This is a genomic window from Microbacterium martis (assembly GCF_047246685.1).
In the GTDB taxonomy this organism is placed as follows: Bacteria; Actinomycetota; Actinomycetes; order Actinomycetales; family Microbacteriaceae; genus Microbacterium.
Genome location: NZ_JBFOKT010000004.1, coordinates 122,969 through 146,146, shown reverse-complemented (window position 1 = coordinate 146,146; position 23,178 = coordinate 122,969). Strand labels below are relative to the sequence as shown.

Here is a 23,178-nt window from a genome sequence, read left to right as displayed (position 1 = left end):
CCGCACGCACCGCGCGCTCACGTGTCGAAGCTCAGGCTGAGCTTGCGCAGCAGCCCCGCCAGCCGGTCGCGGTCGCTCCGCGACAGGGCGCTCAACAGGTCGGCCTCGACGTCGACGAGTCGGGTGATCGCGGCATCCACCCGGGTGCGCCCGGTGTCGGTCAGCGTGACCAGCACGCTCCGGCCGTCGCCGGGGTCGGCCTCCCGGCGCACGAGGCGACGCGCGACGAGGCGATCGATCCGGTTCGTCATCGTGCCGCTCGAGACCAGGGTCTGCTGCAGCAGCTGCTTGGGGGAGAGCTGGAAGGGCGCGCCGGCGCGGCGCAGCGCCGAGAGCACGTCCCACTCCCACGCCTCCAGGTCGCTGCGGCGGAACACGTCGCGACGGGCGCGGTCCAGGTGCCGCGACAGGCGATCCATCCGCGACAGCACTTCGAGAGGGGAGAAGTCGAGATCCGGTCGCTGGGTGTTCCACGCGCCGACGATCCGATCGACCTCATCCGCTTCGCTCATCCGATCATTATCCCGTGCCGACCCCGGTCGCTCCGGCCGCGGCCGACAGCTCCAGGGTCATGAAGGTGCTGAGCGGATCGGGACGGTAGTGGCCGAACGGTTCGCACTCGACGAACCCGGCGCTCGCGTAGAGGGCACGCGCGGGGAGGAAGAAGTCCATGCTCCCGGTCTCCAGCGAGATGCGACGGATGCCGCGGGCCGCGGCATCCGTCAGCAGGAAGTCGAGCATGGCCCGGCCGACCCCGCGACCGCGCATCGCGGGGTCGGTGCGCATCGACTTGAGCTCCTCGTGCCCCTCGTCGATCGCGGCCAGCGCTCCGGTCGCGATCGGGCGGCCGTCGGCCTCGGCGGCGAACAGACGCACGCCCGGCGCCAGCAGGCGGTCGAACGGCAGGGCGTGCCGGCTCTCGGGCGGCGCCGTGGGCTCCATGTCGTCGTGATGCGCCTGGAGGAACGCGGCGAGAAGCGGTGTCGCGGCGACGACCTGCTCGATGACGATGCTCATCTCGACAGCGTGGCAGACTTGACGGGCGGTGTCCTCACGGACGCCGCGGTCCGCCGTGGTGTAATGGCAGCACGACAGCCTTTGGAGCTGTGAGGTCTAGGTTCGAGTCCTGGCGGCGGAGCATGACAGAGAACAACCTCGCGATCATCATCCTCGCCGCCGGTCAGGGCACGCGCATGAAGTCGCGACTGCCGAAGGTGCTGCATCCGATCGCCGGGCGCCCGCTCGTCGGGCATGTCCTCACCACCGCGTCGCGACTGTCGGCGCAGCACATCGAGGTGGTCGTGCGGCACGAGCGCGAGCAGGTCGTCTCGGCGCTCTCCGGCGATTACCCGGATGCCGTCTTCGTCGACCAGGACGATGTGCCCGGCACCGGTCGCGCGGTCCAGGTGGCGGTCGAGGCGTTGCCGGGCGATTTCGACGGCGACGTGCTCGTGCTGTCGGGCGACTGCCCTCTCGCCGACGCCGACACGTTGTCCGCGTTCGTCGCCGAGCACCGCGCATCGGGTGCGCCGGCCACGCTCATGACGGCCGTCGTCGACGACCCGACCGGATACGGACGCGTCATCCGCGACGACGAGGGCGGCGTCGACCGCATCGTCGAGCAGAAGGACGCCACCGAGGAGGAGGCGGCGACCCGCGAGATCAACGCCGGCATGTACGTCTTCCGGGCCGCGACCCTGCGCACCTATCTGCCCGAGGTGGGGGTCGCGAACGCGCAGGGCGAGATGTACCTGACCGACGTGCCCGGTCTGCTGCGCCGCGACGGCGATCGCGTCGCGGCATCCGTCGTCTCCGACGTCTCGGTGACCTTCGGCGTGAACGACCGCGCCCAGCTGGCCGAGGTCGGGCGGCTGCTGAACGCCCGGATCGTGCGGCGCTGGCAGCTCGAGGGCGTCACGGTCATCGACCCCGCGACGACATGGATCGACGACGACGCGACGCTCGCCCCCGACGTGACGATCCACCCGAACACCCATCTGCTGCGCGCCACCACCGTCGCGTCGGGCGCCACGGTGGGTCCCGACACGACCCTCGTCGACTGCGAGGTCGGGGAGGACGCCGTCGTCCGCCGGACCGACGCCACGCTCGCCGTGATCGGCGCCGGAGCGACCGTCGGTCCGTTCTCGTACCTGCGCCCGGGAACGGTCCTGGGAGCGAAGGGCAAGATCGGCGCCTACGTCGAGACGAAGAACGCCGAGATCGGCGAGGGCAGCAAGGTGCCGCACCTGTCGTACGTCGGCGATGCCACGATCGGGCGCGGCGTGAACCTCGGGGCGAGCACCATCACCGCGAACTACGACGACGTCAACAAGCACCGCACCGAGATCGGCGACGAGGTGCACACCGGCTCGCACACCGTGCTGGTCGCGCCCGTTAGGCTGGGAGCCGGTGCGAAGACCGGTGCAGGCGCCGTCGTCCGCAAGGACGTTCCCGCCGGCGCCCTGGCCATGAGCGTCGCCCCCCAGCGCAACATTGAGGGGTGGGTCGAGAAGAACAGAGCAGGCACGGGAGCGGCGGATGCCGCGTCCCGCGAGAATTCGGCGGAATAGGCGGACATGGCGCGCAAGAAGAAGACGGTCGACCTCGATCGCGACAACGGGATCGCCCCCGGGCTGGTCGCCAAGACCAAGAAGCGCCTGGTCATCGCCGGGGGCCGTTCGCACCCCGAGTTGACCGCCGCCGTCGCCTCCGCCCTCGGCACCGAGATCGCCCCCACCGAGCACCGCACCTTCGCCTCGGGCGAGATCTACGCGCGGTTCGAGGTGTCGATCCGCGGCTGCGACCTCTTCCTCATCCAGACCTTCGGCGAGCCGGTCAACGAATGGCTCATGGAGACGCTGATCATGATCGACGCCGCGAAGCGGGCGTCGGCCAAGCGCATCACCGTCGTCGCGCCGTACTATCCGTACTCCCGCCAGGACAAGAAGGGCCGCGGGCGTGAGCCGATCAGCGCCCGCCTCGTGGCCGACCTCCTCAAGACGGCGGGCGCCGACCGCGTGATGAGCGTCGACCTGCACGCCGCGCAGATCCAGGGCTTCTTCGACGGCCCCGTCGACCACCTGTTCGCCAAGCCCGTGCTGCTCGAGCACTTCCAGCGCACGCTGAGTCCCGAGGACCGCGAGATCCTCACCGTCGTCTCGCCCGACATGGGGCGCGTGCGCGTCGCCGACACCTGGTCGGACAGCCTGGGAGCGCCGCTGGCCATCATCCACAAGCGGCGCGACCCGAAGGTCGCCAACCAGGTCTCGGTGCACGAGATCGTCGGTGCCGTCGAGGGACGCACGTGCCTGCTGGTCGACGACATGATCGACACCGGCGGCACCATCGTCAAGGCGGCGCAGGCGCTCAAGGCCAACGGCGCCCATCGCGTGATCGTCGCGGCGACGCACGCGATCTTCAGCGACCCGGCATCCGAGCGCCTGCAGGACGCATCGATCGACGAGGTCGTCGTGACCGACACCATCCCGCTCACCGAGTCGCGCCGCTGGGACCGGCTCACGATCCTGCCGATCGCGCCGCTCCTCGCCCGCGCCGTTCACGAGGTCTTCGAAGACGGCTCGGTCACGAGCATGTTCGGCGGCGACGCGTAGCGCAGAGCCGGAGCACAGCCCGCGCATAGCCGCGGTCCCTACGGTCGATTCAGCGACATGCAGTCGCCAGACACCGAGCCGGGAGGACCATCATGATCCGCACGACCGTTCCGACCTCTGTCCACAAGGGAGCCGCCCTCGTCGGCGTCGCGGGGCTCCTCCTCCTCGCGGGCTGCTCCACGCCCGCCGACGGCAAGGATCCCTCGAATGGCGCCGACACGGGCGCCGACACGGGTACGGGCTCGGAGTCGGGCGGCGATTCCGCGGGTGACTACGCCGACGGCACATACACCGCCGAGGGCTCGTATCAGACACCCGAGACCGTCGAGAAGATCTCGGTGACGCTGACCCTCTCCGACGGCGTGGTCTCCGACGTCGAGGTCACCGGAGACCCGCAGGCACCCGAGACCGAGCGCTACCAGGGCGAGTTCATCGACGGCATCGGAGAGGTCGTCGAGGGCAAGGCGCTCGACGAGCTGAACGTGAGCCGCGTCGCCGGCTCGTCGCTCACCAGCGGCGGCTTCAACGACGCCGTGGAGCAGATCAAGGAGCAGGCCGCCGGATAGGCGTCCGGTCGGGGTATGGCGAACTGGCGGTTCGACGCGATCGGCACCCGCTGGGAGATCGAGACGACGGGCGTCCTCGGCGCGTCGGAGCGCGAGTCCGTCGCAGCCGAGGTCGAGCGGTTCGATCGGGAATGGTCGAGGTTCCGTCCCGACTCGGGCGTCAGTCGCCTCGGCCGCGAGAGCGGCACGCTGGTGTCGGCCGACACCGGGGCGATGCTCGACGCCTTCGCCGCGCTGTCGGCGGCGACCGACGGAGCGGTGAATCCGCTCGTGGCCCGCAGCCTCGACGCGCTCGGATACGACGCGGACTACTCCCTGGTCGCGGGTGCTCCCGTTCCGGCCCCCGCCCTCTGGGGCGAGGGGGTGTCGTGGACGGATGCCGCCGTGACGGCATCCGCTCCGACTCTGCTCGACGTCGGAGCCCTCGGCAAGGGGCGGCTGGTCGATCGGGTGATGGACGTGCTCGGCTCGACCCCCGGCTCCCTCGTCGTCGATGCCGGTGGCGACATCCGGGTCCGCGGCGCCGCCGTCCGCATCGGACTCGAGCACCCCTACGACCCGGCGAAGGCGATCGGCGTCGCCACCGTCGAAGACGGGGCGCTGTGCGCGTCGGCGGTCAACCGCCGCGCCTGGGGCGACGGGCTCCACCACGTGCTCGACGCCCGCACCGGTGCACCCGTTCGCACGTGGGCCGCGACGTGGGCGTTCGCGCCCGAGGCGATGAGGGCGGATGCGGTCGCGACGGCGCTCTTCTTCGACGGGGGTCCGCGACTCGCCGCCGACTGGGGCGTGGAGTGGGTGCGGATGACGACCGACGGCCGCGTGGAGAGGTCGCCCGGGTGCCCGGCGGAGCTCTTCGTCGCGGGAGGCGGCCGCCCGGCGCGCCCACCGGTTCGGAATTACGGAAGAGTGGGTACGTGATCTCGTCTCTCGCCGCCGCGCGCCAGCGGGTGCTCGCCGTCCTCGGTTCGCTGTCGATGTACCGGATGGTGATGTTCGCGCTGGCCGCTCTCGCCGTCATCGCCCTGGTGCTGTCGCTCTTCGGAGTGATCGTGTCGCCGACACCCCTCGAACTCGTCGTGTCGTTCGTCGTGCTCGCCGTGGTGATCTCGGTCGTCGACGCCGCGGCCCAGCGTCTCCTGCGGCTCCCGTGGCGCATCGAGTCGTCGCTGGTCACCGCGCTGATCCTGCTCTTCGTGCTGCGGCCGGGCATCGAGCCGGCCGCGCTCGCGGGCCTCGCGCTCGCCGGCGCACTGGCCAGCCTGTCGAAGTATCTGATCGCCTGGCGGGGACGCCACATCCTCAACCCCGCCGCCTTCGGCGCGGCGGTGGTGTCGATCCTCGGCGCATTCGGCGCGTTCGAGTGGCTGGGCACCTCGTCGTCGTGGTGGGTCGGCACGCCGGTGATGACGATCCCTGTGGCGATCCTGGGCCTGGCCGTGCTGTGGCGCACCGAGAAGATCCGCGTCGTGGCGGTCTTCCTCGTCGTCGCCGTCGCCGTGTCGATCGTGCGGCAGGCCGTGCAGGCGCAGCAGTTCGACGTCGGATTCGACCTTCTCACCGCGCTGCAGTTCGCCGCGCTGCAGTCCCCGTTCCTCTTCCTGGGCGCGTTCATGCTGTCCGAGCCGCTCACGCTCCCGCCGCGTCGCCGTCAGCAGCTGGTGGTGGCGGCCGTGGTGGGCGTGCTCGCGGGCTGGCCGATCTCGGTCGGCGGGCTGTTCACGCTCGGCCAGGAGCGCGCGCTCCTCATCGGCAACCTCGTGGCGTTCGCCTTCGCCCTGCGCGGATCGGTGCGCCTCGTGCTCGAGCGGCGGGAGTTCGTCACGCCGACCGCGCAGGAGCTGACGTTCCGCGCGAAGGGGCGGCTGACGTTCCTCCCGGGGCAGTACCTCGAGCTCGACGTGCCGCACCATCGCCCCGACGCGCGAGGCACCAGGCGGGAGTTCAGCATCGTCTCGGCACCCGCCGACCTGCCGACGCTGCGCATCGCCTACAAGAACGGCGATCAGAAGCATCCGTCCAGCTACAAGCGCGCACTCGCCGCCGCCGAGCCCGGGGCGACCCTCGCCGTGACGGGAACGTGGGGCGACTTCATCCTGCCGCGCGGCGACGCGCCGATCCTCATGGTGGCTGCGGGCATCGGCGTCACCCCGTTCGTGTCGCAGCTTCGGCAGCTGCAGGCGGCGGGGCTTCGACGCGACGTAGTGCTGGTGTACGTGGCGTCCGATGCCGGCGAGCTCGCGTTCCGCGACGAGCTCGCCGCCACCGGGGTGCGCACGGTCGTCTTCACGCGGGATGAGCCCGCCGACCTGCCGCCGCACTGGACGTGGGCGCAGGGCTCCAGGCTCGACGCCGACACGCTGGAGCGCGCGGTGGGAGACATCGCGGCGCGGCACGCGTTCATCTCGGGTCCGCCGCGGCTCATCGCCGACCTCGCCCCCGCCCTCCAGAAGGCCCGCAGCCTCACCACCGACGCGTTCGCCGGCTACTGACCGGCGGGCGTGCTGCCCGCCGCGGGCGGGGCTGCCCGCCGGCTGTTCTGCCGGCATACGGGCACACCTGTCGGGCGATCGCCCGGATGCAGGGCCCGTCAGGCGATATCGCCCGACAACCGTGCAGACTCCCGACAGGTGTGTCGCCGCACTTCCCCTGCACACCCAGCCGCGCCGGCGGTTCTCCTCCACACGGCGCCCGATCGGGCTGCCGGATCGCGTCGCGCACCAGGATCGACGGATGGTCTCCGCAGCGCACGTCATCGCCCATCTCGGTGGAGTGGCACGAGGAACACTGCTCCAGCAGTACGGGTTCAGCCGCACCTCCCTCAGCCGTGCTGTCCGGGCCGGCGAGATCGTGCGGATACGCCCGGGCGTCTTCGCGACGCACGACGCCGATCGGGCCGTCGTCGCCGCTGCCGAGCACGGGGGCTCACTCACCTGCGCCCAGGCCCTGATGCTGCACGGCGTCTGGACGCTGCAGACGACGACGGATGCGCACGTGTGGCTCGGCGGGCACGGCCGTTCCCATCACAGCGAGTGCCGCTGCGTGAGCCACTACTTCGCGGGCCGGGCGGCACTCGGCCTCGCCCCGCTCGAAGACGCCCTCGTGCACGTCTACCTCTGCGCCGGCGATGAGATGTTCTTCGCTGCGCTCGAGTCGGCGCTCGCCCAACGGAAGATCCCTCACGCGGCGCGCGCACGCATCCGTCGCCGGCTGCCCATCGCCGCCCACTGGCTCGTCGATCTCGCCCGATCGGATGCCGCGAGCGGGCTGGAGTCGCTCCTGCGGCTGCGACTTCATCTCTGCGGCATCCGCATGGAGTGCCAAGTGGTCATCCGCACCGTCGGCCGGGTCGACTTCGTGATCGAGGACCGCCTGATCCTCGAGGCGGACGGCCGGGGGAATCACGACGACGAACGTCACCGTCATCGGGATCTTGTGCGGGATGCCGCCGCCTCCGCACTCGGCTACGAGACGCTGAGATTCGACTATGCGCAGATCATCCACGCCTGGCCCTCGGTCGAAGCCGCGGTCATCGCCGCAGTGGTCCGGCTCCGCGAGCGAGACTGACCGGCGGGGGTCGGGTGTCGTCACGTCTGTCGGGTGATCGACCGGATGCCGGGCTGTACGGCCGATATCTCCCGACATCTGTGCGTTCGCCCGACGGGTGTAACACCGCCGCCGAGCCGCGAGCCCGCCGACCCGCCTCCTGTCCGGCCCGCCGGCCCGCCGACCCGCCACCGGTCCGGCGGTCTGCCGCGGCTCGGGGCCGTCACGTCTGTCGGGTGATCGACCGGATGCCGGGCTGTACGGCCGATATCTCCCGACATCGGTACGTTCGCCCGACAGGTGCAACACCGCCCGCCGGCCCAAGCCCGCGCCCCGCCGGCCCGCGCCGCCCGCCGACCTCGGGGCTCAAGCCTCGGGCTCAAGCTTCGAGCCCCGGCCTCTGGCGCTCAGTCTTCCGGCTCGGCCGCCGGGCTCGGATTCGCCGGCGTGACGGGGAGGCGGACCGTGAACGTGCTGTCGCCCGGCTCGCTGGCGACCGAGATGTCTCCGCCGTGCCCCTCGACGATCGCCTTGACGATCGCCAGCCCCAGTCCGGTGCCGCCGGTCTGTCGCGCTCGCGAGCTGTCGCCCCGGGCGAAGCGGGCGAAGAGCTCGTCGCGAAGGGCCGGATCGATGCCCGGGCCGTCGTCGTGCACGCGCAGCACGGCCTCCTCGCCCTCGCGGGTGACGGCGAGCGTGATGGTCGTGCCCGCGGGCGTGTGCGTGCGCGCATTCGCGAGCAGGTTGGCGATGACCTGGTGGATGCGTCCGGCATCTCCGACGATCGTGACCGGTTCGTCGGGCACCTCGATCACCCAGTGATGGTCGGCCGCCGTCGGGCGCGCATCCGACAGTCCCTCCAGGGCGAGCTGGGCGAGGTCCACCGTGCCGTAGATGAGCTCGCGCCCCTCGTCGAGTCGCGCGAGCAGCAGGAGGTCCTCGACGAGGCGGGTCATCCGCAGCGACTGCGCCTGGATGCGCTCCAGCGACGACGTCGTGCTCTCGATCGCGCCGGCGTCGTCCGCCCCGCCCTGGCGGAGGGCGCGCAACGACAGCTCGGAGTAGCCGCGGATCGACGCGAGGGGCGTGCGGAGCTCGTGGCTGGCATCGGCCACGAACCGTCGCATCTGCTCCTCGTTCTTCTGCCGCGCCGCGAGCGACGCGTCGACATGGTCGAGAAGCGTGTTCAGCGACGCGCCGACCAGCCCCGTCTCGGTGCGTGGATCGGCCTCGGATGCCGGAACGCGCTCGGTGATCGACACCTCGCCCCGATCGAGCTGCTGGTTCGCGACCCGTGTCGCCGTGGAGGCGACCGCGCGCAGCGGGCGAAGGCCCACCCGGATGGTGATCGCCGTCGTGAGCGCCAGCAGGATCAGACCACCGATGGTGGCGAGCGCGATCACCGTGAGCAGCTGCGTGAGCTGGCTCTGGATGTCGTCGCGGGGGAGGCCGGTGACGACGAGCACCCCGTTGTCTGCCGGGAGCGCCATGATGCGGTACGACCCGAGGTCGGTCAGTGCGACCGTCGCCACCGAGGAGTCCCTCAGCGCCGCCGCGACCTCGGCCATCTGCGTCTCGGTGAGAGCTTCGAGAGTCCCGGTGAGCTCGTCGCCGGCGGAGCTCTCGACGACGGCGCCGCTGTACCCGGTGACGGGGCTCGAGACCACGAAGAGCACGCCGACGGGAGGGGCCAGCGGGCCCGTCAGGATGTTCCGCGCCGTGGCGGACGACGGCGCGAACGCCTGGGTCACGCGCACCAGCTGATGCGCGTTGCTGCTCACCTTCTCATCGAGCTGGTCCTCCAGCGTCCGCCCGAGCGTCGCACTGGTGATGATCGCGACGATGACGAGGATGAGCGACACGAACCCGATCACCGCGGTCATCAGCCGCGTCTGCAGGCTCATCGGCCGCCGCGTCATCGCCGCAGGGCTCACTGCGGCGCCTTGATCATGTAGCCGACGCCGCGCACGGTGTGGAGGAGCGGGGTGCGACCGGCGTCGATCTTCTTGCGCAGGTACGAGATGTAGAGCTCGACGACCGACGACTTGCCGCCGAAGTCGTAGCTCCACACCCGGTCGAGGATCTGCGCCTTCGACAGCACCCGGCGTTCGTTGCGCATGAGGTAGCGGAGGAGCTCGAACTCGGTGGCGGTGAGCTCGATCTCGACGCCGTCGCGGATCACCTCGTGGCTGTCCTCGTTGAGGGTGAGGTCGGCGACGCGGAGGATCGACTGCCCGTCGTCCGCCGTGGCGTGCCCGGTGCGGCGGATGATCGCCCGCAGCCGGGCGATGACCTCCTCCAGGCTGAAGGGCTTGGTGACGTAGTCGTCTCCTCCGGCGGTGAGGCCCGCGACGCGGTCGCCCACGGCGTCCTTCGCGGTGAGGAAGAGGACGGGCACCAGGCTGCCGGCCTCTCGGAGGCGCTTGAGCACGGCCATCCCGTCGAGGTCGGGCATCATGATGTCGAGCACGAGCGCGTCGGGTTCGAAGTCGCGCGCGACCTGCAGCGCCTCGAGCCCGGACGATGCGGTGCGCACCTCCCAGCCCTCCATGCGCAGGGCCATGGCGAGGAGATCGGTGAGCATCTGCTCGTCGTCGACGGCGAGGATGCGCAGGGGAGAGCCGTCGGGGCGGCGGAGATCGGGCAGAGCGGTGGTCATGCGACCATTCTGCGGAATCTCCTATGGGATTTCTATGGAAGCGACTATGGGTTGGCTGGGTGCGATGTCGGATGCTGCGACTACCCTGGCGCCATGACCGACAGCAGCGACGCTCGTGCGTCCTCCCTCCATCGTCCCACCACGCCCGAAGAGGTCGCCGTCGTCGTGCGCGACGCGGCCGAGAACGGACTGCCCCTCACCGTGGTCTCGGGCGGGCACGGCCCGTGGTCGCACGACGCCGACCCGGCCGGCATCCGACTCGAGCTGGGCGGACTGGCGACGATCGAGGTCGACGGCACGACGGTGCGGGTCGGCGGCGGTGCGGTGTGGGGGGACGTGGCGACCGCCCTCGCCGCGCAGGGTCTCGCCCTCAGCTCGGGAGACACCGCCTCCGTCGGCGTCGGCGGCCTCACCCTCGGCGGCGGCGTCGGCTGGATGGTGCGGGCGTGGGGACTGGCCGTCGATCAGCTCATCGGCGCCCAGCTCGTGACCGCGAGCGGCGAGATCGTCGAGACCTCAGCCGAGACGCATCCCGACCTGTTCTGGGCGCTGCGCGGGGGCGGGGGCAACTTCGGCGTCGTCACGCGCTTCGACTTCGCGGCGCACCCGGCGCCGGGCATCGCTTTCGCCGAGAGCGTGGTCGACGGCGACGCCGCCCCGGTGCTGCGCGCGACGCGCGATCTCCTGCGCGATGCTCCGCGCGAGCTGACGGTCACCTTCATGGACGTGCCGCCGATGGATCCGAGCGCCCCCGCAGGGGCCCGTCTGAGCGCGGTCTGGGCCGCGCCCGAACCCGAGGCTCTGCGCGCGGCGCTCGAGCCGGTGTCGGCGCTCGACGGGGTGACGACCGAGGTCACCGCACCCGCATACCGCGACGTGCTGCTGGAGATGCCGCAGCCGGAGGGCGAGGAGCAGCAGTCCCCACCCGGGTTCCTCGGGGGAAACGGTCTCTACGCCGACCTCGACGACGAGCTGATCGAGCGGCTGCTCGCGTTCCGCCGCGCGTATCCGGCATCCGTCGTCTTCCTCCGTTCGCTGGGCGGGGCGTTCGGAGACGTGCCACAGGAGGCCACCCCGTTCCCGGCGCGGTCGGCGCGCTGGTTCGTACTGGTGGGGGCGTTCGACCTGCCGGATCTCGTCGACGACGAGACGCGGGCCGCGATCGACGCCGACTGGCAGGCGATCCGATCCCGTCGGACCGCCGAGTACGGCAACTTCGCCGACACGGAACGGCCCGACGCGGTGCCGGGCATGTTCACGCGGGAGGCCTACGCGCGTCTGCGCGAGATCAAGAGCCGGTGGGACCCGCAGAACGTCTTCCGGCGCAACCACAACATCGTCGCCTGACGTCTGCGGGTCCGCGCGATCAGTGCGTGTCTTCCGCCTCGATCTCGGTGCGGTCGCCCGACCACAGCGTGTGGAAGGTGCCCTCCTTGTCGATGCGACGGTAGGTGTGCGCGCCGAAGAAGTCGCGCTGACCCTGCACGAGCGCGGCCGGGAGCCGATCGGCGCGGATGCCGTCGTAGTACGACAGCGACGATGAGAAGGCCGGAGCCGGGATGCCCGACTGCGCCGCCGTGACGACGACCCGGCGCCACGACGCCTGCCCGCGGGTGAGCGCCTCGGCGAAGTACGGCGCCGCCATCAGCACCGGCAGGTCGGGCGTCTCGGCGTAGGCCTCGGCGATGCGGTTGAGGAACTGCGCGCGGATGATGCAGCCGCCGCGCCAGATCTTGGAGATGGCGCCGAGATCGATGTTCCAGCCGTACTCGGCGGCTCCCGCGCGGATCTCGTCGAAGCCCTGCGAGTAGGCGACGATCTTCGACGCGTAGAGGGCGAGACGGACGTCTTCGATGAAACCGTCTTCGTCGGTCACCTCGAAGGCGGGTCCCTGACCCTCTCGGAGGTCGTCGGGGCCGGGCAGCGCCGCGGCGGCCGCGCGCTGCTCGGGGTGCGACGAGAGCGAGCGTGCGAACGTGGCCTCGGCGATGCCCGACACGGGGACGCCGAGCGAGAGCGCGGTCTGGACGGTCCACGCGCCGGTGCCCTTGGCTCCGGCCTGATCGAGGATGACGTCGACGAGCGGCTTGCCGGTCTCGGCATCCACCTGACGCAGCACCTCGGCGGTGATCTCGATCAGGTACGACTCGAGTTCGCCCCGGTTCCACTCCGCGAAGATTTCGGCGATCTCCGCCGGCGTCTTGCCGGTGCCACGTCGGATGAGGTCGTAGGCCTCGGCGATCAGCTGCATGTCGGCGTACTCGATGCCGTTGTGCACCATCTTGACGAAGTGGCCGGCGCCGTCGTGGCCGACGTGCGTCACGCAGGCCTCGCCCTCGGCGACGGCGGCGATGGACTTCAGGATCGGTCCGAGAGTGATCCACGATTCATCAGACCCGCCGGGCATGATCGACGGGCCGGTGAGCGCGCCCTCCTCGCCGCCCGAGATGCCCGCGCCGACGAAGTTGATGCCCGTCTCGCGGACCGTCTTCTCGCGGCGGATCGTGTCGGGGAAGTAGGCGTTGCCGCCGTCGACGATGATGTCGCCCGGCTCGAAGACCTCGACCAGCGAGTCGATGACGGCATCCGTCGCGCCACCGGCCTTGACCATGATGATCGCCGTGCGCGGCTTCTGCAGCGCATCGGCGAACTCCTGGTAGGTCGACGTCGGGACGAAGCCGGCCTCGGGGTGGTCATCGAGCAGCGTCTGCGTCTTCTCGTAGCTGCGGTTGAAGATCGCCACGGTGTTCCCCTCGCGGCTGGCGAGGTTGCGGGCAAGGTTCGAACCCATGACGGCGAGTCCGACGACTCCGATGTTCGCTGATGCTTCGGGCACGGAAAGCTCCTCGATCGTGAAGAAGGGGTGCGTTCAGCGTATCGCTGTGACGATGCGCGCCGCGCACGCGTGTCGCCTTCGCGTCGGCATGTGAAGGCCGGACGACCGGGCGGGCGACGACGGGCCCCTACGCTGGTCGAGTCGAGACGTTCGAGGAGGATCCGCATGACCGAGATCGAGAAGAGGCTGCGCGCCGTCGTGGCCGTGCCCCTGCCCGAGGAGCTGTGCGCTCTGATCGAAGAGCTGGAACCCCGCCTGGAGGTCGTGCGCGATCACGACCTGATGCCTCCGATGCGTGGGCCCGCCGACTGGACCGGCGACCCCGCCCACCGGCGCACCGACGTGCAGCAGAAGGCTTTCGACGAGATGGTCGACTCGGCCGATGTCCTCTTCGGCATCCCCGACGTCGATGCCGCCGCGCTGGCACGGACGGTGAGAGCCAATCCCCGCCTGCGCTGGGTGATGACCACCGCGGCAGGAGGCGGCAGCACGGTGAAGGCGGCGGGCCTCGACCGCACCGACCTCGATCGCGTCGTGTTCACCACCAGTGCCGGGGTGCACGGGGGCACGCTCGCCGAGTTCGCCGTCTTCGCCGTGCTGGCGGGGGCGAAGGGGCTTCCGCGCCTGCTCGCCGATCAGCGCCGTCGCACCTGGCCCGACCGCTGGGAGATGCGTCAGATCGATGAGATGACCGTGCTGGTGGTCGGGCTCGGCGGGATCGGAGCGGAGTGCGCGCGCCGCTTCGCCGCTCTCGGCGCCCGGGTGTGGGGCACGACCCGCTCCGGTGAGCCGGTCGACGGCGTCGATCGGCTCGTGCCGCTCGACCGTCTCGTCGATGCCGTGCGCGAGGTCGACGCGATCGTGGTCACGCTCCCTGGCACCGACCAGACGCGCCACCTCATCGGAACCGACGCACTGGAGGCGGTGAAGCCGGGGGCGATCCTCACCAACGTCGGGCGGGGCAGCGTGGTCGACGAAGCGGCGCTTCTGGCGGCGCTCGACGACGGGCGCATCTCGTTCGCCGGGCTCGACGTCTTCGAGAACGAGCCGCTCGACGCGGCATCCCCGCTGTGGACGCATCCGAGCGTCCTCGTCAGTCCGCACACGGCGGCGCTCAGCTCGAAGGAGGAGGAGCGCATCGCGCGCCGTTTCGCCGAGAACGCCGCGCGCCTTCTGGATGATCAGCCGCTGCGCGCCGTGGTCGACACGGTCGAGTTCTATTGACCCGTTCGGCGGATGCCGGGTCGGATCGAAGTCGTCAGTCCTTGCGGTAGCCGGAGCGTCCCATGGAGAACAGGGCCGCGAAGCTGCCGACGACGGCGCAGACGGTCATCGCACCGATCAGCCAGAGGATTACGTGCGAGAGGAAGGCGCCGTCGAGCATGGGAATCTCCGTGATCTGCAGATGAGGACCGGTGTCTTCAGCCTATCGGGTCATCCGGTACCATTGATCTGTACCTCGGCGAGGGATGCTTCTGCGCGTGCGCGGACATCCGTTATCGACGCGGCGAAGCAAGCCCGGTGGCTTTCCTCACGCGTCTGCGTTCGAGCCCACAATTCCAAGACCACCGCGCGGCGCCTTCGCTGCGTGCCCCGAAGGAGAACCTCATGTCCGAAGACACCAAGGTCCACGCCGAGCTCCGCGAGAGCTTCGGCAAGGGCTTCGCCCGTCGCCTGCGCGCTGCCGGCAAGATCCCCGCCGTGATCTACGGCCACGGCACCGAGCCGGTGCACGTCGCGCTCCCGGGCCACCAGGTCTCGCTGATCATCCGCCGCGCCAACGCGCTGCTCGAGCTCGACATCGAGGGCAAGGCTCAGCTCGCCCTGGTCAAGGACGTGCAGAAGGACCCGGTGCACCAGATCATCGAGCACATCGACCTGCTCGTCGTGAGGAAGGGCGAGAAGGTCACCATCGACGTTCCGGTCGTGCTCGTGGGCGAGTCCTTCGCGGGCACCATCGCCAACCTCGACGCCACCACGCTGTCGATCGAGGCCGAGGCGACGCACATCCCGCAGAACATCGAGGTCTCCGTCGAGGGCCTCGAAGAGGGCGCGCACATCACCGCGGCCGACGTGGCCCTCCCGCAGGGCTCGTCGCTGCTGACCGATCCTGAGACGCTCGTCGTCGCGATCTCGGTTCCGGTGCTCGAGCTCGAAGAGGACACCACGGCCGAGGAGCCCGCCGAGGGCGAGACCGAGGCCGAGGCCGCCCAGGAGGACGCCGCGGAGTGACCTCCGTCTGACTCACCCCGGAGGGGACGCGATCCGATCGCGTCCCCTCCGTCGTATCCTGACCGAGTCCCTCGCGGGACCGGCGCGAAAGGACGAGAAGACATGTCATCCACCTGGCTGGTGGTGGGCCTGGGCAATCCGGGGCCGCGCTACGAGAGCACCCGGCACAACGTGGGTCAGATGGTGGTCGACGAGATCGCCGCACGCCGCGGCGAGTCGTTTCGCGAGCACAAGGCCGGGGCGCGTGTGATCGAGACGTGGCTGCGCCCGGGCGCCGACAAGCTGGTCCTCGCCGAACCGAACACGTTCATGAACGTCTCAGGGGCGCCCGTGGCCGCGCTCGCGCGGTTCTTCTCGGTTCCCGCCGAGCGGATCATCGTCGTGCACGACGAGCTCGACATCCCGTTCGACACGGTCAAGCTCAAGGTCGGCGGCGGTCACGGCGGGCACAACGGCGTACGCGACGTCGCCCGCGCGCTCGGGACGGCCGACTTCCCGCGGGTGCGGGTCGGCATCGGCCGACCGGTCGGCCGCCAGGACCCGGCCGACTGGGTGCTCGCGCCGTTCGGCAAGGACGAGCGCGCCACCCTGCCGATCCTCGTGTCGGATGCCGCGGACGCGGTCGAGCTGCTCGTCGCCGAGGGGCTCCTGGCCGCTCAGCAGAAGCACCACGCGCCTCGCTGAGCGGGCGGTGCTCAGGCGGAGAGGCCGACGAATCCCGCCGCGCTCCCCGTGGAGAACGCGATCGGCAGCACGACGAAGAAGATCATCGGCGCGACCGCGGCCACGACCACCGCGCCGATCCCCGGGCCGCGGCCGAGCCTCTTGCGGATGGCGATGATGCCGATGACGATCGCCGCGACACCGAGGACCGTGCCCGTCCAGAACGACAGCTCCGCCCACAGCACCTGATCGCGGGCGGGCGAGAGGATGGTGAGGACATCATCGGTGGTCGTCGTGAGGCCCTCCGGAAGCCGGCGTCCGATCTCGAATCCGGCGACTCCGGCGATGATCGGGATGACGACGGCTGCGACGACGGCGAGGATCAGGGCGAGGAGGCCGAGGAAGCCCGGGCCCCGCGAACCCTGCGCGGGCCGGACGTCGACCCCCGCCGGCGTCCCGTACCCGCCGAACGGCACCTGGTACGCGCCGGGAGGCGCGGCCACGGGGTGCGCAGCCGGCCCGGGCGTCGGCATCGCGGGTGCACCCTGCGCAGACCGGACCGGATACGCGGGCGGGGGCGGCGGAGCCTGCGGCGGGAACGGAGGCGGGAACTGCGGATCGGTCACGCCCCCCATCCTAGGGGCCGGTCCTCACGCGCTCAGACGCGGCGGAGCAGGCCCACCCGGTCGTACACATCCGACAGCGTCGCGTCGGCGACGGCATCCGCCCGTCCGGCGTTCTCGGCGAGGATGCGGTCGAGCTCGGCGGGGTCGGCGAGCAGCTCCAGCGCGCGCGCGCGAACCGGCTCGAACTCGCTCACCACCACTTCGGCGAGACCCTTCTTGAAATCGCCGTAGCCCCGACCCGCGTACTCGTCCTCGATCGCGGCGACCTGCCGGCCGGTGAGGGCCGCGTAGATCGTCAGCAGGTTCGAGACGCCCGGCTTGGCCTCCCGGTCGAACCGCACGGAACCCTCGTTGTCGGTCACCGCCCGCATGATCTTCTTCGCCGACTTCGCCGGATCGTCGAGCATCCAGAGGACGCCCGCATCGCTCTCCGCCGACTTCGACATCTTCGACGTCGGGTTCTGGAGGTCGTAGATGCGCGCGGTCTCCTTCTGGATCACCGGCAGCGGAACGGTGAAGGTCGTGCCGAAGCGCGTGTTGAACCGCTCCGCGAGGTCGCGGGTGAGCTCGACGTGCTGCTTCTGGTCGTCGCCGACGGGGACGACGTCGGTCTGATAGAGCAGGATGTCCGCCGCCATCAGCACCGGGTAGGTGAACAGTCCGACGCTGGTGGCATCCTGGCCGTAGCGGGCCGATTTGTCTTTGAACTGCGTCATGCGCCCGGCCTCGCCGAAGCCCGTGATCGTGCTGAGGATCCAGGCGAGCTCGGCGTGCGCCCGCACGTGCGACTGCACGTAGAGGGTCGACTGCGATGGCTCGATCCCGGCCGCGATGTACTGCGCGGCGGTGCGGCGGGTCTTCTCGCGCAGCTCCTTCGGATCTTGCGCAACCGTGAGCGCATGCAGATCGACGACCGAGAAGAAGGCGTCGTACGACGTCTGCAGCTCACGCCACTGCAGAAGCGCTCCGATGTAGTTGCCGATCTGGAGGGAGTCGGCGGAGGGCTGCATTCCGGAGTAGAGGCGAGGTTTCGTCACCCGTCAATCCTATGCGGACGCCCGGCCCCGCCCGGCCTGCCCCATCGCCTACGCTGGCGGCATGACGCAGACCAGGCCGACGGCGCGAGGAGCGGTCTTCCTGGCGGCGCTCGGAGCCGATGCGCACCGGCTCCACCCCGAGATCCTGGCCCAGATGCGCGCTCCCCGTGCGGAAGACACCGCGGAGGGGGTCTTCCAGGTGGCGGGAAGCCGATTCGGTCGACTCGCCGGCCTCGCGTCGCCGCTGGTCGGGCCGCGGATGCTGGTGTCGCGGTTCGGGCAGAACGTGCCCTTCACTCTGACCATGCGCTCCGGGCGCTCGGCGGCCGGTCGTCCGACGCTCGACACCTCGCGGGAGTTCCGCTTCCCGGGTGCGACGCAGCACATCGTCGACCGCCTCACGGCGAGTGTGCACCCGGGGCTGGTGCGCAACCTCCTGGGCGCCCGCGGGCGTGTCGAGCTCATCGAGGAGTGCAGCGTCACCGCCGACGGATCTCTCCGGATGCAGACCCGTCGCGTGGCGCTGCGGATCGCCGGGCGCCGATTCTGGTTGCGGGGGCCTCTCAGCGTGCACGTGGACCTGGTGGACGGCTGGGACGACCGAGCACGTCGACGCACGATCGCGATGCGCGCCCGCAACCCGATCGTCGGGACCGTCCTGGAGTACCGCGGCTGGTACCGCTATGCGGACGCCGGAAATCAGGAGCGGTAGTCGACGACCACGGGCGCGTGATCACTCCACCGCTGATCGTAGGCGGCAGCCCGGACGACCTGATACGCCTCCACCCGTTCCGCGAGCGCCGGAGTCGCGAGGTGATAGTCGATGCGCCACCCGGAATCGTTGTCGAACGCCTTCCCCCGCATCGACCACCAGGTGTAGGGACCCTCGACCTCGCCGTGGAAGCGTCGTCCGACGTCGACCCACCCGAGTCCCGTGCCGACCGAACCGTCGACTCCGGTGACCTGCGTTCCGGCCGCGCCGAGGAAGCGATCGAAGTAGCCGCGTTCCCGGGGCAGGAAGCCGGCCTTGGTGCGGTTGCCGCGCCAGTTCTTGATGTCGAGCTCGCGATGGCCCACGTTGAGGTCGCCCGTGACGAGTGCGAGCGCGCCCTCGGTTCCGAGCGACGCCAGCCGCGCCTCGAAGGCGTCGAGGAACTTCCACTTCTCGTCCTGCTTCGGCGTGTCGGCCTCGCCGGAATGCACGTAGGCGCTGACCACCGTGAGCGGCCGGTCGCCGATCAGGAAGTCGGCCTCGATCCACCGGCCCTGCGAATCGAAGTCGACCGGGCCGAAATCGGTGCGCGACGCCAGCGCGGGAGTGCGGCTCGCGATCGCGACACCGGCCCGCCCTTTCGCCAAGGCCTCGTCGTGGACGAACGACCAACCGGGGAGCGCCGCCTCGATGTGCTCGTCTTGTCCGCGGACCTCCTGGAGGGTCAGGATGTCGATGTCGGCGGCGTCGAGCCAGGTGCTCATTCCGTTGCGAGCGGCCGCTCGGATCCCGTTGACGTTGACGGTCGCGATGCGCAGGTGGGGCATGCCTCCCAGCCTAACGAGGGCCGGGGACATCGCCTCTCGGGGAGTGCCGCTCGGTCGCCAGGCGCCGAGCGAGGATGCCTTTCGCCGGCGCGGGGGGAGGGGGAGAGGCCTCCAGCTCGCGCAGCTCGGCCTCGGCGATCCTCAGCGACCGCCCGGTGCTCCACGAGCGGTGCCACGGTGCTGTCGCGCGGGCGACGCGCGCATCGCGCACGCGGATCCGCGCCGCCGTCACGAGGGCCTCGTGCTCGGCCGCACGGCGCTCCGCCTCGTTCAGTCGCAGCAGCGGCAGGTCGCGGTCCGCGGCGGCCACGGCGATCCAGGAGGCGGCGACGAGCATGACGACCCCGTTGACGCGGAACCACAGGAGCAGGCCGATGAAGATGGCGAACGTGGCCAGAAGCGGATTCGTCGGCGTGTAGCCCAGCAGGAACCCGGCCCCGAACTGGAGCACCGTCATGGCGGCGCCGCCGAGCAGGGCGCCGGGCGCGATGATCCTCCACCGCAGCGAGGTCCCGGTGAGAAAGCGCACCATGGCGGCCAGCGCGGCCGACATCAGCCCCAAGGAGACGGCGACGGTGCCGATCCGGATGCCGAGATTGAGACCCTCCGATCCGCCGTCCCAACCCAGCATCGCGAGGATCCAGCTGAGCACCGCGGCGCTGGCGGAGCTGAGGACGGCGCCGACGATCAACGCGACGCCGAAGATCAGCGCAGCGAGGAGATCCCTCGCCTTCAGCAGCACGTAGCTGCGCTGATCGGGCTCGAGGCCGAAGATGTCGCGCACGGCGCGCCGCGAGAACGTCACCCAGCCGATGGCCGTCCAGACGACCGTCCCGAGCGCGATCAGCCCGGTGACGCTGAGCACCCCGGTCGTTCCCGACGCGATCTCCTGCACCTGCTCCGGCGTCACGACGCGGCTGTCGGGGGCGATCAGATTCGGGATGTAGCTGTTGACGAGGTCGATCATGGCGTCGACCGCGTCGGTGCTGCCGCCCAGCCAGAGCCCGGCGACGGCGAAGGCCAGGTAGATCGCGGCGAAGATCGCGAACAGCGCCTGGTAGCTCACGCCGGCGGCGAGCAGGAAGCCGTTGTTCTGCAGGAAGTGGCGCCACACGCGCACCGGGAACAGCGCCAGCGTCCGCTGCGTCAACGCGGTGGCACGCTCGACGGCGACATCGAGTCGACCCGATTCGATCGGGGCGTCACCGGGGCGGGGCACCTCCCCACCTTATCCGCGCAGGGAGCGACGGCGCGTGCTCAGGGGCGGCCGCGCAGCACCGCCTGCTTGACCTCGGCGATCGCCTTCGTGACCTCGATGCCGCGCGGGCAGGCCTCCGAGCAGTTGAAGGTCGTGCGGCAGCGCCACACGCCCTCCTTGTCGTTGAGGATGTCGAGGCGGACGTCGGCGTTGTCGTCGCGCGAGTCGAAGATGAAGCGGTGCGCGTTGACGATCGCGGCCGGACCGAAGTACTGTCCGTCGGTCCAGAACACGGGGCACGACGAGGTGCAGGCCGCGCAGAGGATGCACTTGGTGGTGTCGTCGAAGATCTCGCGATCGACGATCGACTGCACGCGCTCCTTGCCCTTCTCCGGCACGGAGTTCGCCACGAGGAACGGCTGCACGTCGCGGTACGAGGCGAAGAAGGGCTCCATGTCGACGACGAGGTCCTTCTCGAGCGGCAGGCCCTTGATGGCCTCGACGTAGATCGGCTTCGAGATGTCGAGGTCCTTGATGAGGGTCTTGCACGCCAGGCGGTTGCGGCCGTTGATGCGCATGGCGTCGGAACCGCAGATGCCGTGGGCGCACGAGCGCCGGAAGGTCAGCGAGCCGTCGACCTCCCACTTGATCTTGTGCAGGGCGTCGAGCACGCGGTCGGTCGAGTACAGCTCCACGTCGTAGTCGACCCAGTGCGGCTCGGCGTCGACCTCCGGGTCGAACCGGCGGATGTTGAAGGTGACGATGAACGACTGGATGCCGGTCTCGGCGGTGGTGTCCGCGGGGGCTTCGGCGACGGCGGTGGACATGCTCAGTACTTCCTCTCCATCGGCGGGTAGTTGAACTCGCCCTGGTCGTTCTTCGTGAACACGACGGGCTTCCAGTCGAGCCGGATGTGGTCGCTCGGGTCGGAGGAGTGCGCGTCTCCGGTGAGGTAGGCCATCGTGTGCTTCATGTAGTTGTCGTCGTCGCGCTTCGGGAAGTCGTCGCGCATGTGGCCGCCGCGGCTCTCCTCCCGGTTCTGCGCGGCGTAGACGACGACCTCGGCGATGTCGAGCAGGAAGCCCAGCTCCACGGCCTCGAGGAGGTCGGTGTTGAAGCGCTTGCCCTTGTCGTCGACGTGGATGTTCTTGTAGCGCTCGCGCAGCTCGGCGATGACGCCGAGCACGTGCTGCAGCGAGTCGTGCGTGCGGAACACCTGCGCGCCCTTGTCCATCTCGTCCTGCAGCGTCTTGCGCAGCACGGCGATGCGCTCGGTTCCCTGGTTCTCGCGGAGGCCCTCGATCATCTCGGAGACGAAGCCCGCCGGGTTCTCGGGGAGCGGCACGAACTCGGCGGTCTTGACGTACTCGACCGCGTTGCGGCCGCTGCGCTTGCCGAAGACGTTGATGTCCAGCAGCGAGTTCGTGCCGAGACGGTTGGCGCCGTGAACCGACACGCAGGCGCACTCGCCGGCGGCGTAGAGACCGGGGACGACCGTGTCGTTGTCGGCCAGCACCTCGCCGTTGTTGTTGGTCGGGATGCCGCCCATGGCGTAGTGCGCGGTGGGCATGACCGGCACGGGCTCGACGACCGGGTCGACGCCCAGGTAGGTGCGCGCGAACTCGGTGATGTCGGGGAGCTTGGTCTCGAGCACCTCGGCGCCCAGGTGGGTGCAGTCCAGCAGCACGTAGTCCTTGTGCGGGCCGGCGCCTCGACCTTCCGCGACCTCCTGCACCATGCAGCGGGCGACGATGTCGCGGGGCGCGAGGTCTTTGATCGTCGGGGCGTAGCGCTCCATGAACCGCTCGCCCGAGGCGTTGCGCAGGATCGCGCCCTCGCCTCGTGCGCCCTCCGTGAGGAGGATGCCGAGACCGGCGAGACCGGTCGGGTGGAACTGGAAGAACTCGAGGTCTTCGAGGGGGAGGCCCTTACGCCAGACGATGCCGACGCCGTCGCCGGTCAGCGTGTGCGCGTTGGATGTCGTCTTGAAGATCTTGCCGAAGCCGCCGGTCGCGAAGATCACCGCCTTGGACTGGAAGACGTGCAGCTCGCCGGTCGCGAGATCGTAGGCGACCACGCCCGCGATCAGCGTCTTGCCCGCGGCATCCTTCACCGTGAGCAGGTCGAGCACGTAGAACTCGTTGAAGAAGTTGATGCCCAGCTTGACGCAGTTCTGGAACAGCGTCTGCAGGATCATGTGGCCGGTGCGGTCGGCGGCGTAGCACGCGCGGCGCACCGGCGTCTTGCCGTGCTCGGCCGTGTGCCCGCCGAAGCGGCGCTGGTCGATCTTGCCCTCGGGCGTGCGGTTGAAGGGGAGACCCATGTTCTCGAGGTCGATGACCGCGTCGATGGCCTCCTTCGCCAGGATCTCCGCGGCATCCTGGTCGACGAGGTAGTCGCCGCCCTTGACCGTGTCGAAGGTGTGCCACTCCCAGGAGTCCTCCTCGACGTTCGCGAGAGCCGCCGCCATGCCGCCCTGCGCCGCGCCGGTGTGCGAGCGCGTCGGGTACAGCTTGGAGATCACCGCGGTCTTCGCGCCGGGGCCGGCCTCGATCGCGGCGCGCATGCCGGCGCCTCCGGCGCCCACGATCACGATGTCGAACTGGTGGTAGTGCACGCCGTCGCGCACGAAGGAGTCCTGGGTCTGGGTGGTCACTTCTCGTAT

General features: G+C 70.3%; 23 protein-coding genes and 1 tRNA gene. 12 read left to right on the top strand and 12 right to left on the bottom strand.

The features are described from left to right. Positions 1-17: 17 nt before the first annotated feature. On the bottom strand, positions 18-512 hold the full coding sequence (locus AB3M90_RS15665) for a MarR family winged helix-turn-helix transcriptional regulator (RefSeq protein WP_412953694.1): 495 nt from the start codon (positions 510-512) through the stop codon (positions 18-20). A 7-nt stretch (positions 513-519) separates the two neighbouring features. After that, on the bottom strand, positions 520-1,017 hold the full coding sequence (locus AB3M90_RS15660) for a GNAT family N-acetyltransferase (protein ID WP_412953693.1): 498 nt from the start codon (positions 1,015-1,017) through the stop codon (positions 520-522). Between the two features lie 49 nt (positions 1,018-1,066). Between AB3M90_RS15660 and AB3M90_RS15655 the strand changes: the two genes are divergently transcribed. The 7 genes from AB3M90_RS15655 (at position 1,067) to AB3M90_RS15625 (ending at position 7,744) form a co-directional block, all read left to right on the top strand. Next, positions 1,067-1,138 (top strand) — tRNA-Gln (locus AB3M90_RS15655). Position 1,139: 1 nt separating this feature from the next. Further along, positions 1,140-2,570 (top strand): bifunctional UDP-N-acetylglucosamine diphosphorylase/glucosamine-1-phosphate N-acetyltransferase GlmU, encoded by a 1,431-nt coding sequence (glmU, locus tag AB3M90_RS15650; RefSeq protein ID WP_412953691.1) that lies wholly within the window; start codon positions 1,140-1,142, stop codon positions 2,568-2,570. Positions 2,571-2,576: 6 nt separating this feature from the next. After that, a complete protein-coding gene (locus AB3M90_RS15645) occupies positions 2,577-3,611 on the top strand; it encodes a ribose-phosphate diphosphokinase (RefSeq protein WP_412953689.1) in 1,035 nt (344 codons plus the stop codon). 92 nt (positions 3,612-3,703) lie between these two features. Further along, entirely contained in the window at positions 3,704-4,177 is a 474-nt protein-coding gene (locus AB3M90_RS15640) for an FMN-binding protein (protein ID WP_412953687.1), read from the top strand. Between the two features lie 15 nt (positions 4,178-4,192). Then, positions 4,193-5,098, top strand: coding sequence for an FAD:protein FMN transferase (locus tag AB3M90_RS15635; protein ID WP_412953685.1), 906 nt, complete (start codon positions 4,193-4,195; stop codon positions 5,096-5,098). Continuing rightward, positions 5,095-6,669 (top strand): FAD-dependent oxidoreductase, encoded by a 1,575-nt coding sequence (locus AB3M90_RS15630; RefSeq protein ID WP_412953683.1) that lies wholly within the window; start codon positions 5,095-5,097, stop codon positions 6,667-6,669. The genes AB3M90_RS15635 and AB3M90_RS15630 overlap by 4 nt, the downstream gene beginning before the upstream one ends. A gap of 241 nt (positions 6,670-6,910) precedes the next feature. Beyond that, on the top strand, positions 6,911-7,744 hold the full coding sequence (locus AB3M90_RS15625) for a DUF559 domain-containing protein (RefSeq protein ID WP_412953681.1): 834 nt from the start codon (positions 6,911-6,913) through the stop codon (positions 7,742-7,744). Positions 7,745-8,130: 386 nt separating this feature from the next. Here AB3M90_RS15625 and AB3M90_RS15620 read toward each other — a convergent pair whose 3' ends face one another. Then, positions 8,131-9,627, bottom strand: coding sequence for a sensor histidine kinase (locus AB3M90_RS15620; protein ID WP_412953679.1), 1,497 nt, complete (start codon positions 9,625-9,627; stop codon positions 8,131-8,133). 26 nt (positions 9,628-9,653) lie between these two features. Further along, entirely contained in the window at positions 9,654-10,382 is a 729-nt protein-coding gene (locus tag AB3M90_RS15615) for a response regulator transcription factor (protein WP_412953676.1), read from the bottom strand. 93 nt (positions 10,383-10,475) lie between these two features. Here AB3M90_RS15615 and AB3M90_RS15610 point away from each other — a divergent pair, with 93 nt between their 5' ends. After that, entirely contained in the window at positions 10,476-11,729 is a 1,254-nt protein-coding gene (locus AB3M90_RS15610; protein WP_412953674.1) for an FAD-binding oxidoreductase, read from the top strand. Between the two features lie 19 nt (positions 11,730-11,748). On the opposite strand, the gene gndA is transcribed toward AB3M90_RS15610, so the two are convergent. Beyond that, the gene (gndA, locus tag AB3M90_RS15605) at positions 11,749-13,218 is read right to left on the bottom strand and encodes an NADP-dependent phosphogluconate dehydrogenase (protein WP_412953672.1); all 1,470 of its coding nucleotides are present in this window, start codon (positions 13,216-13,218) and stop codon (positions 11,749-11,751) included. Positions 13,219-13,383: 165 nt separating this feature from the next. Here gndA and AB3M90_RS15600 point away from each other — a divergent pair, with 165 nt between their 5' ends. Beyond that, entirely contained in the window at positions 13,384-14,442 is a 1,059-nt protein-coding gene (locus AB3M90_RS15600; RefSeq protein ID WP_412953670.1) for a D-2-hydroxyacid dehydrogenase, read from the top strand. Between the two features lie 34 nt (positions 14,443-14,476). On the opposite strand, the gene AB3M90_RS15595 is transcribed toward AB3M90_RS15600, so the two are convergent. Continuing rightward, on the bottom strand, positions 14,477-14,602 hold the full coding sequence (locus AB3M90_RS15595; RefSeq protein WP_412953668.1) for a hypothetical protein: 126 nt from the start codon (positions 14,600-14,602) through the stop codon (positions 14,477-14,479). Between the two features lie 224 nt (positions 14,603-14,826). Here AB3M90_RS15595 and AB3M90_RS15590 point away from each other — a divergent pair, with 224 nt between their 5' ends. Then, a complete protein-coding gene (locus tag AB3M90_RS15590) occupies positions 14,827-15,450 on the top strand; it encodes a 50S ribosomal protein L25/general stress protein Ctc (RefSeq protein ID WP_412953666.1) in 624 nt (207 codons plus the stop codon). Positions 15,451-15,552: 102 nt separating this feature from the next. After that, positions 15,553-16,134, top strand: coding sequence for an aminoacyl-tRNA hydrolase (gene pth, locus AB3M90_RS15585; protein ID WP_412953664.1), 582 nt, complete (start codon positions 15,553-15,555; stop codon positions 16,132-16,134). 11 nt (positions 16,135-16,145) lie between these two features. Here the strand turns inward: pth and AB3M90_RS15580 are convergent, their stop codons facing one another. Further along, the gene (locus tag AB3M90_RS15580; RefSeq protein WP_412953662.1) at positions 16,146-16,748 is read right to left on the bottom strand and encodes a hypothetical protein; all 603 of its coding nucleotides are present in this window, start codon (positions 16,746-16,748) and stop codon (positions 16,146-16,148) included. 23 nt (positions 16,749-16,771) lie between these two features. Continuing rightward, positions 16,772-17,776, bottom strand: coding sequence for a tryptophan--tRNA ligase (gene trpS, locus AB3M90_RS15575; RefSeq protein WP_412953660.1), 1,005 nt, complete (start codon positions 17,774-17,776; stop codon positions 16,772-16,774). Between the two features lie 61 nt (positions 17,777-17,837). Here trpS and AB3M90_RS15570 point away from each other — a divergent pair, with 61 nt between their 5' ends. Next, positions 17,838-18,488 (top strand): DUF4166 domain-containing protein, encoded by a 651-nt coding sequence (locus AB3M90_RS15570; RefSeq protein ID WP_412953658.1) that lies wholly within the window; start codon positions 17,838-17,840, stop codon positions 18,486-18,488. Here AB3M90_RS15570 and AB3M90_RS15565 read toward each other — a convergent pair. From AB3M90_RS15565 to sdhA, 4 genes are read right to left on the bottom strand one after another with little or no spacing between them, the layout of a single operon-like run. After that, positions 18,476-19,315: an exodeoxyribonuclease III gene (locus AB3M90_RS15565; protein WP_412953656.1), complete on the bottom strand. Its 840-nt coding sequence runs from the start codon at positions 19,313-19,315 to the stop codon at positions 18,476-18,478. The genes AB3M90_RS15570 and AB3M90_RS15565 overlap by 13 nt on opposite strands. A 10-nt stretch (positions 19,316-19,325) precedes the next feature. Further along, positions 19,326-20,534, bottom strand: a complete 1,209-nt coding sequence (locus AB3M90_RS15560) for a YihY/virulence factor BrkB family protein (RefSeq protein WP_412953654.1) — start codon at positions 20,532-20,534, stop codon at positions 19,326-19,328. 38 nt (positions 20,535-20,572) lie between these two features. Continuing rightward, on the bottom strand, positions 20,573-21,340 hold the full coding sequence (locus AB3M90_RS15555; protein WP_412953652.1) for a succinate dehydrogenase iron-sulfur subunit: 768 nt from the start codon (positions 21,338-21,340) through the stop codon (positions 20,573-20,575). A 2-nt stretch (positions 21,341-21,342) separates the two neighbouring features. Then, a complete protein-coding gene (gene sdhA, locus AB3M90_RS15550; RefSeq protein ID WP_412953651.1) occupies positions 21,343-23,169 on the bottom strand; it encodes a succinate dehydrogenase flavoprotein subunit in 1,827 nt (608 codons plus the stop codon). Positions 23,170-23,178: the final 9 nt, after the last annotated feature.